The organism is Vibrio sp. V04_P4A5T148 (assembly GCF_963875605.1).
Taxonomy (GTDB): Bacteria; Pseudomonadota; Gammaproteobacteria; order Enterobacterales; family Vibrionaceae; genus Vibrio; species Vibrio anguillarum.
Map to the genome: position 1 here is coordinate 1 of NZ_CAWNMS010000034.1, position 12664 is coordinate 12664.

Annotated in this window: 11 protein-coding genes; 5 read left to right on the top strand and 6 right to left on the bottom strand. The window is 45.0% G+C overall.

Annotated features, from left to right (window positions below):
- Window positions 1-216: 216 nt before the first annotated feature.
- The 3 genes from tsaB to AACT18_RS06635 all read right to left on the bottom strand — a co-directional run bounded on the left by tsaB (window position 217) and on the right by AACT18_RS06635 (window position 3165).
- Complete coding sequence (gene tsaB, locus AACT18_RS06625) at window positions 217-918, bottom strand: tRNA (adenosine(37)-N6)-threonylcarbamoyltransferase complex dimerization subunit type 1 TsaB (RefSeq protein WP_017047797.1); 702 nt, start codon at window positions 916-918, stop codon at window positions 217-219.
- 8 nt (window positions 919-926) lie between these two features.
- On the bottom strand, window positions 927-2870 hold the full coding sequence (locus tag AACT18_RS06630) for an ATP-dependent DNA helicase (protein WP_038170106.1): 1944 nt from the start codon (window positions 2868-2870) through the stop codon (window positions 927-929).
- Between the two features lie 94 nt (window positions 2871-2964).
- Window positions 2965-3165: a hypothetical protein gene (locus AACT18_RS06635; protein ID WP_013857222.1), complete on the bottom strand. Its 201-nt coding sequence runs from the start codon at window positions 3163-3165 to the stop codon at window positions 2965-2967.
- Between the two features lie 187 nt (window positions 3166-3352).
- Between AACT18_RS06635 and purU the strand changes: the two genes are divergently transcribed.
- The gene (gene purU, locus AACT18_RS06640; RefSeq protein WP_010317194.1) at window positions 3353-4186 is read left to right on the top strand and encodes a formyltetrahydrofolate deformylase; all 834 of its coding nucleotides are present in this window, start codon (window positions 3353-3355) and stop codon (window positions 4184-4186) included.
- A gap of 125 nt (window positions 4187-4311) precedes the next feature.
- On the opposite strand, the gene AACT18_RS06645 is transcribed toward purU, so the two are convergent.
- On the bottom strand, window positions 4312-6315 hold the full coding sequence (locus AACT18_RS06645; RefSeq protein WP_094125715.1) for an NADPH-dependent 2,4-dienoyl-CoA reductase: 2004 nt from the start codon (window positions 6313-6315) through the stop codon (window positions 4312-4314).
- Between the two features lie 212 nt (window positions 6316-6527).
- Between AACT18_RS06645 and sppA the strand changes: the two genes are divergently transcribed.
- On the top strand, window positions 6528-8378 hold the full coding sequence (gene sppA / locus AACT18_RS06650; protein ID WP_094125716.1) for a signal peptide peptidase SppA: 1851 nt from the start codon (window positions 6528-6530) through the stop codon (window positions 8376-8378).
- Between the two features lie 120 nt (window positions 8379-8498).
- Window positions 8499-9512 carry an asparaginase gene (gene ansA / locus AACT18_RS06655; RefSeq protein WP_017044568.1) on the top strand — a complete coding sequence of 338 codons (1014 nt, stop codon included), beginning with the start codon at window positions 8499-8501 and terminating at the stop codon, window positions 9510-9512.
- A 92-nt stretch (window positions 9513-9604) separates the two neighbouring features.
- Here ansA and AACT18_RS06660 read toward each other — a convergent pair whose 3' ends face one another.
- A complete protein-coding gene (locus tag AACT18_RS06660) occupies window positions 9605-9889 on the bottom strand; it encodes a YeaC family protein (RefSeq protein ID WP_013857226.1) in 285 nt (94 codons plus the stop codon).
- 101 nt (window positions 9890-9990) lie between these two features.
- Here AACT18_RS06660 and AACT18_RS06665 point away from each other — a divergent pair, with 101 nt between their 5' ends.
- Window positions 9991-10815 (top strand): DUF2989 domain-containing protein, encoded by an 825-nt coding sequence (locus AACT18_RS06665; protein WP_013857227.1) that lies wholly within the window; start codon window positions 9991-9993, stop codon window positions 10813-10815.
- A 47-nt stretch (window positions 10816-10862) separates the two neighbouring features.
- Here AACT18_RS06665 and msrB read toward each other — a convergent pair whose 3' ends face one another.
- Window positions 10863-11267, bottom strand: a complete 405-nt coding sequence (msrB, locus tag AACT18_RS06670) for a peptide-methionine (R)-S-oxide reductase MsrB (RefSeq protein WP_094125717.1) — start codon at window positions 11265-11267, stop codon at window positions 10863-10865.
- Window positions 11268-11604: 337 nt separating this feature from the next.
- On the opposite strand from msrB, the gene gap reads away from it, so the two are divergent.
- On the top strand, window positions 11605-12600 hold the full coding sequence (gene gap / locus AACT18_RS06675) for a type I glyceraldehyde-3-phosphate dehydrogenase (RefSeq protein WP_010317219.1): 996 nt from the start codon (window positions 11605-11607) through the stop codon (window positions 12598-12600).
- Window positions 12601-12664 lie beyond the last annotated feature (64 nt).

A 12664-nucleotide genomic window follows, 5' to 3' on the forward strand; every position in this document is an offset into this window, starting at 1 on the left:
ATCGCGTGTGCGCTAAGCTCTTTTCGTCCCCCATTGGGACCCCCTTTCAATTCTTAATTAACTCTTGCAGTTGCCAGACCACAAGACGTTTTTATCAAATTGAAAGGGGTTATATAACTGACTTATAGCTGTAAGCTTTACGGAACCCCCAGCCTAGCTGGGGGTTTTCTCGATACAATTAGAGCAAGACGAATGCAACGCCTTGCCTTTCACTGATTATTCTCGGCCCGGTAACTTCTTCCAAGCCACGTTATCACGCAGGTAAACAGGGCTCGACTCTTCGACTGTTAGCGTGTTTCCTTTAGCAAACTCATACTGAGCAAGAAACACCATATCCTGTGCATCTGGGTACAATACTTCCCCCATTTGACACGAGATAGGCAACGTATCTAACTCTTCTTTATAAGCCGCCCAACCCGTTCCAGCGCAGCCCCAAGTGATGCTGTCAGCTTTGATTTGCTCAGCAAGAGTATTAGGAGCAATGACGCACTCTGCATCTATCTCTTGCCAAGAGCCATCTTCTTGACGTGTATAACGACCCCAGTAAATCTCACTCATTCTGGCGTCAATTGCACACGCCACCTGCTGGTAACCCTGTAAACGATAGCTGCCTTGCGCCATCGCTGCCAGGGTCGAAATACCTATCATAGGTAAATCAGCGCCGAATGCTAAACCTTGTGCAATTCCAATGCCAATCCGTACTCCGGTAAAACTGCCCGGACCACGGCCAAAGGCTAGCGCGTCTAGTTCCTGTAAGGTGATGCCCGCTTCTTTGAGGACGGAATCCACCATGGGTAGAATTTTCTTGGTGTGATCGCGAGGGGCAACTTCACTGCGAACGTACAGTTTGCCGTTCATCATTAAAGCAACAGAACAGTTCTCTGTTGCTGTGTCTAAGGCAAGGATCTTTGCGCTCATTACTGTCTCTAATTGTTGTTAATAGTTACGGGTGTCGTGACTGAAATTTGACTTAAGAAATCTTTTACTTTGTCCAAATCCCGCGTACGTGGAATGGGCGGTAAACTGGCAAGAAATAGCCCACCGTAGTCACGGGTGACTAAACGGTTATCACAAATGATCAGTACACCTTTGTCATGTTTATCGCGGATCAAACGCCCGACCCCTTGTTTTAAGGTGATGACGGCATCGGGTAGTTGTACTTGCGCAAATGGATCCCCACCGCGCATTCGGCAATCTTCAATTCGCGCTTTCAACAGCGGATCATCCGGTGCGGTAAATGGAAGTTTGTCGATAATAACACAGCTTAATGCGTCACCTCTAACATCTATCCCTTCCCAAAACGCCCCTGTCGCGACCAATAAGGCATTACCTAATTCCATAAATTCGGCCAACGTTTTTTGTTTACTCGTCTCCCCTTGCATCAGCACTGGCACGGTTAACACTTCTCGAAAACGTTCACCTAACTCGCGCATCATGCTGTGGGAAGTACACAAAAAGAAGCAGCGGCCTTGGTTTTGCTCAATCACTGGCGACAAAATACGCACCAATTTATCGGCAAGGCCTGGGCTATTGGGTTCAGGTAAATAGCGTGGTACACACAGCCGCGCCTGCTGCTGATAGTCAAACGGGCTTGGCAATGAAAACTGAGCTTGGGGCTTTAGTCCTAAACGCTGAGTGAAATGGCTAAAATCGTCGTTTACGGCCAAAGTAGCGGAGGTGAAAATCCATGCGCCCTGCTTTTGTTGCACCTGTTCGTGAAATTTATCGGCCACCGAAAGTGGGGTGATGTGTAAACTAAAATGACGCGGCGTGGTGTCATACCAATAGGAATAACCAGTAATAGAGACATCACACACTCGATCAATTCGTCCTTTGATTAAGTTGGCGCGCTCAAATGCGGTATCCAATAACTGGCTGCGACCTAACGCGAGTTTTAACACATCGATAGCAAAATCTAAGCTGTCTCGCAAACGCGCTAATTCTCGCGAAATCGATGGTGAAGCTAACGCCTCACGCCAGTTGCCTCGAAAACTGGGTTCACCCAACACAATGCGTAAATCCATCGCTGACTGCACCAGTTTATCGCCCACTTTCTGCAATTGGCGCATATCTTTTGCTTCAGTGCGATAGCCGATTTCAATATCTTTCGCCAGCTCTTGGACTTGGCGACTGGAGACTGATTGACCAAAATATTGGCTGGCGATATCCGGTAACTGATGCGCTTCGTCGAAGATAAAGACCTCGGCTTCGGGGATCAACTCACCAAACCCGGTTTCTTTGATCGCCAGATCGGCTAGAAAAAGGTGATGGTTGACCACGACAACGTCGGCATCCATCGCCTTTTTGCGCGCTTTAGAGACAAAACAGTCGACGTAACTTGGGCACTCTTTGCCAAGGCAATTGTCGTTGGTTGAGGTGATGGTTGGAATGACAGCACTGTCTTCAGGCAACTCTTCACATTCGCCTAAATCACCGCTTTTGGTTTCCGATGACCAACGACGCACTTTCACCAATTGAGTCAATAGCTGTGGATCAGATTGGTTGGTGTGGCTTTCCACCATTTGGCGGCTTAGCCTATCAAGGCACAGATAGTTTGCTCGACCTTTTAATAGCGCAACATTGCCATAGAAACCGAGCGCATCAATCATCAAGGGTAAATCACGATGAAAAAGCTGCTCTTGTAGGTTTTTAGAACCCGTACTGATAATGACTTTTTTACCACTGAGCAGCGCAGGCACCAGATACGCAAAGGTTTTGCCTGTACCAGTCCCTGCTTCAACCACTAATTGCGATTGTTGGGAAATCGCCTTAGCGACCGCTTCAGCCATGTCAATTTGCGCCTGCCGCGCTTGAAAACCGGCAATGGCTTTACCTAATGCGCCTTGTGAAGAGAAGGTTTTTGCAATCATCAAAAAGTGGAGGTAAGTGTTCGTTGCGGGGCATTATGTCAGGTTTGATGAGCTGGCGCGAATCCAAGTGCAACCCGCGCCAGTTAGGTGTGTTCTATTTGCGATTGAGGTAACGAGATAACCAAGCTGGTCCTTCGTACCCATTCTCCGTTTGGGTCATTGCTTTTGCCGCCTCGGCGGGTGACGCTCGGTTCTCCCACATGTCTTCCAAAATGATTTCGTCAATTTGATGGTCTCCCATCAATGCACTCACTCTTTCCATATACAGCTTTCGTGCGAGGAGTTCTCTATCCATAAATACCGCCTTAAGACACTCTGTGAGGAAGAAAATTAGTAAAAGCCTAACGGTGAACCCGTTTATATATTGAAACCAACTTAATAATAGATTAATTATAGCCCTTATATTGCGGGGCGCCTCACCGTTCACACGCTCACGAATTAGTTTTTAGAACGAAAAAAATCATGCACGGAAGTAATTAATAATGGAAAGAAAAACACTGCTCACTCATTGTAGTGATGCGCCTGGACTTATCTCTAAAATCACGAACATTTGTTATAAACATCAACTCAATATTATTCATAACAATGAGTATGTTGATAACATCAGTGGTCACTTTTTTATGCGTACTGAATTGGAAGGCTACTTTAACGACACCACCCTTCTAGCCGACCTTGACCAAGCCTTGCCTGCACACGCAAAGCGTAAACTGATTGATTCTTCGCGCAAACGCATCGTTATTTTGGTGACTAAAGAAGCACATTGCTTGGGCGATATTTTGATTAAGAATTATGATGGCAGCTTGGATGTCGATATTGCTGCAGTGATTGGCAATTACGATACGCTGCAAAATCTGACCGAAAAGTTTGATATCCCGTATCACCATGTTTCTCATGAAGGGCTAAACCGCGAGGAACATGAGCAGAAATTGTTAGAAGTGCTGGACCAATATCACGCCGACTATTTGGTCCTCGCCAAATACATGCGGGTACTCACTCCTGGTTTTGTCGATAAGTACCATCACAAAATTATTAATATTCACCACAGCTTTTTACCGGCATTCATTGGTGCAAAACCTTACCAGCAAGCATACGAGCGCGGTGTAAAAATCATTGGTGCGACGGCGCACTTTGTCACTAATGATTTAGATGAAGGCCCGATTATTAAGCAAGATGTGATCCCGGTTGATCACACATTCAGCGCGCAAAACATGGCGCAAGCTGGACGGGATGTTGAGAAAAATGTGCTGAGTAAAGCCTTGAACAAAGTCATCAACGATCACGTTTTTGTTTATGGCAACAAAACGGTCATTTTATAGCAAAGCGAAGAGTGTTCTTCACGAACATAGGAAAGACAAAAGGCGCGATTTGCGCCTTTTGTTGTTTTACGATTGCTGGCTGATCACTCCAAGTGATAACACCACCGACTAGCTTGGACCATAGATTATAACTTAATCGCCAGCTCTACCCCTTGACGAATCGCACGCACAGCATCAAGCTCACCAGCATAATCGGCACCACCAATCACATGCATCTTCTCACCCAATGATGCCCATTTATCTTCAAAAGGACGTACCGATTCTTGCCCAGCACAAATCACAATTTTATCGGCGTCTAACAGCAAAGGATTACCGTCAAGCGTGATATGTAAACCGTCAGCGGCAATTTTTTCATAACCGACACCACCCAGTATATTCACTCCACGCTTTTCTAAGGTGCGTTTATGGATCCAACCTGTGGTCTTACCGGGGCCTTTACCTACTCGTCCTTTGCGACGCTGCAATAGCCACACCGTTTTTTCACTCATACAATCGGGAAATGGGTACAAACCTCCGGGATAAGCAATCTCTTTATCGATGCCCCAATCATGCAGCCAATCATCAAGCGTATGCTCTGTCGGCTCAGTCAACATAGTGGCGACGTCGACACCAATTCCGCCAGCACCAACAATCGCGACTTTTTCGCCAACGGGTGTTTTTTCACGGATCAGCGTTTGGTAATCCACCACCTTTTCTAGGTTATCAATACCATCAATTTTTACTTTTCTCGGCTCGACACCCGACGCCATCACCACTTCATCGTACGGTTCGAGCATCTCAAAATTGATGTCAGTATCTAAATGCAGATGTACACCGGTTTGATCAATACGATTTGCAAAGTAGCGAATGGTTTCTCGAAACTCTTCTTTGCCGGGAATTTGCATCGCCAAACGGAACTGACCACCAATGCGATCATTTTTTTCAAACAGATCAACATGATGCCCACGCTCAGCCAATGTAGTCGCACAAGCAAGCCCCGCCGGACCTGCGCCAATCACCGCCATTTTTTTCGGCTGGGCTGCTGGGCGAATAACCATTTCCGTTTCATAGCAGGCCCGCGGATTGACGAGACAACTGGCTCGTTTGCCTTTAAATACGTTATCTAAACAAGCTTGGTTACAGCCGATACACGTATTGATCAGCGCAGCTTTTCCTTGCTCGGCTTTGGCAACAAATTCTGGATCGGCAAGAAACGGACGCGCCATCGACACCATATCCGCTTGACCCGTTGCTAATATTTTTTCTGCTTCTTCTGGAGTGTTGATGCGATTACAGGTCACGACGGGCACAGAAAGATGTGGGCGGATTTTTTCCGTTACCCAAGTAAAAGCAGCACGGGGTACTTGAGTCGCTATCGTTGGAACGCGCGCTTCATGCCAACCGATGCCCGTATTGATAATGGTCACGCCAGCTTGTTCAAGTGCCTTAGCGAGCATTAAAACCTCTTCAAAAGTACTGCCCTCTTCGACTAAATCCAGCATTGAAAGGCGGAAAATGATGATGAACTCTTTACCAACCACTGCGCGAATCGCTTTCACTATCTCAATGGGTAAACGGATACGATTTTCGTAGCTACCGCCCCAATCGTCGTAACGCATGTTGGTACGTTTACAGATAAATTGGTTGATCAAATACCCTTCCGAGCCCATCACTTCCACACCATCGTATCCTGCAAGGTGAGCTAATTCAGCACTACTGGCAAAGGCATCAATGGTTTTTTTTATCTGACGGGCACTCATTTCACTCGGTGCAAAACGCGCAATAGGTGCTTTAATCGCCGAAGCACTTTGAGCAAAAGGGTGCATTGCGTATCGGCCTGCGTGCAGCAATTGCAAGGCGATTTTTCCACCTTGGCGATGCACTGCCTCAGTTACAACTTGGTGTGCACGCGCATGTTTTGCCTTGCTAAATTCGGCACTGAAAGGGTGAAGTCGACCGCGCAAATTAGGCGAAAACCCGCCCGTCACAATCAGCCCAACCCCACCTTTTGCACGCTCTTCATAAAAAGCGGCCAGCTTATGGAGCCCTTCCTTGTGCTCTTCTAATCCCGTGTGCATTGATCCCATCAATACACGGTTGCGTAACTGAGTAAATCCTAAATCCAAAGGCTCTAACAGATGTGGGTACATGGCGACTTCACTTTTATAATTATGCGTTATGGTCTGACCAGAATATTATTGCCCACAAAAAAAATCAAACAAGTGTTTACATTTTTGTAACACCGATCAATCTTGCGGTTGTTTGGGTATACTAGATCACGTAGGATGTAAGCCATTAATATCTCAAGGTTAATCCCTTGATTCATTTAAACACGCTTGCGAATAGCCGCAGTGGAGAAACAATGAAATCACTATTTCGATTTATCGGTTTGATATTTAAAGGTTTTTGGAAAATCATTACCTTTATTCGTTTAGCCTTAACCAACCTGTTCTTTTTGCTCAGTATTGCACTGATTTATTTCTTGTATGTGCATGCCGATTCTCCCCTGCCTACCATAGAAAAAGAGTCCGCATTAGTAATGAACTTATCGGGACCGATTGTTGAACAGAGTTCTTACATCAATCCGATGGATTCAATGACTGGTTCATTTTTTGGCAAAGACTTGCCCAAAGAAAATGTATTATTTGATGTGGTAGAGACCATTCGCCATGCGAAAGACGATGCGAAAATCACAGGCATTGTGCTCGCTCTTGGAGAAATGCCTGAAACCAACCTCACTAAGCTACGTTACATTGCTAAAGCGTTGAACGAATTTAAAGCCACGGGCAAACCCATCTACGCGGTGGGAGATTTCTATAATCAAAGCCAATATTACTTGGCAAGCTACGCCGATAAAGTCTATTTGGCACCGGATGGCGCAGTCATGCTAAAAGGCTACAGTGCCTATTCGATGTACTACAAAACTTTGTTGGAAAAGCTGGATGTCAATACGCACGTTTTCCGTGTCGGCACTTATAAATCAGCCATTGAGCCATTTATTCGTGACGATATGTCCGACGCGGCAAAAGAGTCCGCCTCTCGCTGGTTAACGCAGTTGTGGGGAGCGTACGTTGATGACGTAGCGACCAACCGTAAGATTGACGGGAAAACGTTAAACCCATCAATGGATGAATTTCTGACGCAATTAAAAGCGACCGAGGGTGATCTCGCTGCTTTATCATTAAAATTAGGGTTAGTAGATGAATTGGCCACTCGCCAACAAATGCGCCTATCGCTCGCCGAAACATTTGGCAGCAATGGAGAAGATAGCTACAACGCCGTAGGCTACTACGAATATCAAGCCACCATTAGGCCACAGTTTAACGCTGATATGGACGATGTAGCCGTGATCGTGGCTAGTGGTACCATCATGGATGGAGATCACCCACGAGGCACAGTCGGTGGTGATACCACCGCCGCATTACTTCGCCAAGCGCGTAACGATGATAAAGTCAAAGCCGTCGTATTGCGTGTGGACAGCCCAGGAGGCAGTGCCTTTGCCTCCGAAGTTATTCGTAATGAAATTCAAGCGTTAAAAGACGCAGGCAAACCGGTTGTCGTCTCAATGTCGAGCCTTGCAGCGTCTGGCGGTTATTGGATTTCAATGAGTGCGGATAAAATTGTCGCGCAGCCAACCACGTTAACCGGTTCAATTGGTATTTTTAGTGTTATCACCACATTCGAAAAAGGACTCAATAAATTAGGGGTTTATACCGATGGCGTAGGAACCTCACCTTTTTCTGGTGTCGGTGTCACCACAGGGCTAACAAAAGGCGTAGCCGACGCTCTGCAACTGGGCATTAACCATGGTTACCAGCGTTTCATCAGTTTGGTGGGAGAGAACCGTGGCCTTTCATTGGCACAAGTCGATCAGGTCGCGCAAGGCCGCGTATGGACAGGACAAGATGCCATGGTTCATGGCTTAGTCGACCAAATGGGTGACTTTGATGATGCCATTAAGCTCGCAGCACAACTGGCAAAATTAGAGACCTACAATATTTATTGGGTAGAAGAACCCCTCTCACCCGCTGAGCAATTCTTGCAAGACATCATGAATCAAGTGCAAGTTCGCTTCGGTTTTGATGTATCAACGCTAGTGCCTGCGTCGCTGCAACCTGTAGCAAAACAATGGGTGCAAGATGCCAGCTTACTCAACCATTTTAATGATCCGAAAGGGCAATATGCGTTCTGCCTAAACTGCCAAGTTCAGTAGCAATATCAATCTGTAATGACTAAAAACCATTGGGGTGCTTTGTGTTGAGCGCCCCTTTTTATATTAAGTGAATACGCTATAATCCCCCGCTCTGTTCCCCTACACGAGTGATTTCTAGCTATGGCAAGAAAACATATCTACATCGCCTACACTGGCGGTACTATCGGCATGCTAAAATCCGACCATGGTTATGTCCCTATTGCGGGCTTCATGGAAAAACAACTCGCAAGTATGCCTGAATTTCAGCGCCCTGAAATGCCTGAGTTCACCATTCATGAATATGACCCTCTGATTGACTCCTCAGACATGACGCCTGAAGATTGGCAACAAATCGCCAACGATATTCGAGATAATTATGATAAATACGATGGCTTTGTGATTTTACATGGTACGGATACCATGGCTTACACGGCATCGGCACTCTCTTTCATGTTGGAAAACTTGGGTAAACCCGTCATTGTGACAGGCTCACAAATTCCGTTGGCCGAATTGCGCTCTGACGGACAAGCGAATTTACTTAATGCGTTGCACATCGCCGCTAATTACCCCATCAATGAAGTGACGTTATTCTTCAATAATCAGTTGATGCGGGGTAACCGCAGTGTCAAATCACACGCCGATGGTTTTAATGCGTTTACCTCGCCGAACCTTCCTCCGCTGTTAGAAGCTGGGATCAATATTCAAATCAGCAGTAACGTTAAAGTTGGCGAACAGCCGCAAGGAGCCTTCCGAGTCCATAACATTACACCACAACCGATCGGTGTGATTACCATGTACCCTGGCATCTCTCACGAAGTGATCCGCAATACCTTATTACAGCCAGTCAACGCGATGATTTTGCTGACTTTTGGTGTGGGAAATGCACCTCAAAATGCGCAACTATTAGCGCATTTAAAAGAAGCCTCAGAACGTGGCGTGATCGTCATGAACTTAACTCAATGCTTAGCAGGTAAAGTCAACATGGGGGGTTACGCGACAGGCTGTGCCCTTGCAGAAGCAGGCGTGATCAGCGGCTACGACATGACACCCGAAGCCGCTTTAGCCAAGCTTCACTATTTACTGAGCCAGAATCTTTCTTATGAAGAAGTGAAGCAGAAAATGCAGGAAGTATTACGTGGTGAAATGAGCTTATAGCTTTAAGCACCCACAATATATTTTCCCTTCATTAACAAAATCCCCAACTCAATGAATTGGGGATTTTTGTATTCTGTACAAGTCAAATAGACTCATTCGTGGTTTGGATTGACTCGAACAATATCGTCTTGTCCGTTTTGAAAGCGCTTTTTAAGCTCATTTTTTGACTTAAAACTGATTTCTCCACCGGCGGCAACTGTCATATGGTCCGCTTCTACATTATGCTTAGATTGATACAACATCACAGCTTGCATGCATGAATCTCGCTGTGTTTGTGAAAGTGGTGTACCTTCGGGCCACTTACCCGTTTCAACAGCGTGCATTAATCGCTTGTAAGCTTCGGGGGTGATGGCGTTAATGAGTTGATCGGCATCCATGGTCTATCCTTAATTAACGAATTCGTCACAAACATAACTTGCCATGATATTGAGTCAAGACAAGCCCAATAAATAAGTGTATTTGATCACAAGCTAATATTATGAATTTGATAAAAGTGCCCATGATTCTCAGCCTATCACTTCTTATAAGTGGCTGCTTTGAGAATAACAGAGATACCGACAAGCTATGTGCTGATAATCCTAATTTGCGCTGTGAAAGGCTCAATATAAATGATGGGCAATGTAGAGTTCCACGTACGGACCTCATCTGGCATCGATTTGAAGTACTTAAAAATCCAAGCGATAGCAACAAGATTAAAGAATACGGATTAGTTCAAGCTTATCGAAAATGTCTCGAGCTCGCTTCACAAATTCAAGCGATTGATCAAACGGAACTCAAACAACGTCGATTTTCAGCACTCGTCAATACAGGGAAAGATTTAGAGCAGATTGAAAAAGAGCTTCAGTCATCCAGCTCCGCGGAAACCTTATACTTTCTCTGGAGTCAGATTGGTGATAAAAGTGCACAAAGAAAATTCTTACAACGTGAAGGTAAACCCGAGCTAGATACAGCAGAAATGCAATACGCTCTCGCTACTTTTTATGTTCAACGGGATCGAGAAAAAGCAATCTATTTGCTCCATCGAACCTTAGAACTCAGCCCAAAAGGCAGTATCAATCTTGATGCTATAAAATCTCTTGCCAGTACCAACCAAATTCTCAAACAGAAAGAAAAAGCTTACATTTGGGCGATGGTAGGAAAAACATTCAATGTGCCGGTCGCTTCAGAAACTGAACTCAAATTGCTGTATGGGTTTGATCAAGAAAAATTTGATGCGCTCGACGATATCGCCGAAAAAATCGTTGACGCGATCAAAAATGGACAGTTTAAACCAGAGCTCATTCCTCTCGACTTTGCCAACTAACAAAATGTAATCATAAAACAAAGAGCGGTGATAAGTTCACCGCTTTTTCACTTTTTGTTGAAAATTAACGACACTGAATTGACACAAAATCGTTCACCTGTTGTTTGAGGGCCATCAGGAAAAACATGCCCTAGATGGCTATCACACACCGCACAACGGATCTCAGTTCGAATCATTCCATGCGTTAAATCTTCAAGATAGCGGATTGCAATATCATTGATCGGTGCATCAAAACTTGGCCAACCACACCCCGAATCATACTTATTGTTGGAGACAAATAACGGGCTGCTGCAACAGGTACACGCGTACACACCTGTGTCACGATTGTGTAATAACTTGCCACTAAACGGGGCTTCTGTACCGCGTTGACGGCAAACATAAAACTCATCATCCGTTAGTCTTTCACGCCAGTATTCATCAGGTTTAACATTATTCTCAATCTTCGATTTCACTTACAAAACTTCCCTTCTTCTCAATATTGCGCTGGTACTTTTTATGCCAAAAACTTGCATACTCCACTCTTTGTAGCACATACTTTCTCACCATGAAATGGTAGGTATGTAATTTCTAACTGCCTTAGAAGGCTAAAGTATTTTACGCCAACTGAAAGTAAACAGAAGCGGTATAAAGTTTAAAATTTAATCACTTACGATTAATTGTGAAAAAAAGCGACGCTTTTTTTTGACTTTAAACAAGTTAAGTCCGATTATCTGTTGCAGACATTTACTGGATTCTGTAATTTTACTACCAGTTATCTTTAATCAGAAATTAAGTTGTGGAGCAACTATAATGACTATCAAAGTAGGTATTAACGGTTTTGGCCGTATCGGTCGTTTCGTATTCCGTGCAGCGCAAGAGCGCAACGACATCGAAGTTGTAGGTATTAACGACCTTATCGACGTAGATTATATGGCATACATGTTAAAGTATGACTCAACTCATGGCCGTTTCAACGGTACTGTTGAAGTAGAAGCTGGCAACCTAGTTGTAAACGGCAAAACTGTACGTGTAACAGCTGAGCGTAACCCAGAAGATCTAAAATGGGATGCAATCGGTGTTGACGTAGTTGCTGAAGCAACAGGTCTATTCCTAGACGATGCAACCGCTCGTAAGCACATCACTGCTGGCGCGAAAAAAGTTGTTCTAACTGGTCCTTCAAAAGACGCGACTCCAATGTTCGTAATGGGTGTTAACCACGCTTCTTACGCTGGCCAAGACATCGTTTCTAACGCTTCTTGTACTACAAACTGCCTAGCACCTATCGCTAAAGTTCTTAACGACAAGTGGGGCATCGAGTCTGGTCTTATGACTACTGTTCACGCAACTACAGCGACTCAAAAAACTGTAGATGGTCCTTCTGCGAAAGACTGGCGTGGTGGTCGTGGTGCTTCTCAAAACATCATCCCATCTTCAACTGGCGCAGCTAAAGCGGTTGGCGTTGTAATCCCAGAACTAAACGGCAAACTGACTGGTATGGCTTTCCGCGTACCTACAGCGAACGTTTCTGTAGTTGACCTAACTGTTAACCTACAAAACCCAGCATCTTACGCAGAAATTTGTGCTGAAATGAAGCGCGCTTCTGAAAACGAATTCGCTGGCGTTCTAGGTTACACTGAAGATGCAGTTGTTTCTCAAGACTTCATCGGCGAGATCAACACATCTGTATTCGATGCTAAAGCTGGTATCGCACTAACTGACAAATTCGTTAAAGTTGTATCTTGGTACGACAACGAAATCGGTTACTCAAACAAAGTTCTAGACCTAATCGCTCACGTTTCTAAATAATCGTAGTGTTTAGCGAAGAAATTCGTTGAGAACAAAAAGGCGGCCATTGTGTCGCCTTTTTAGT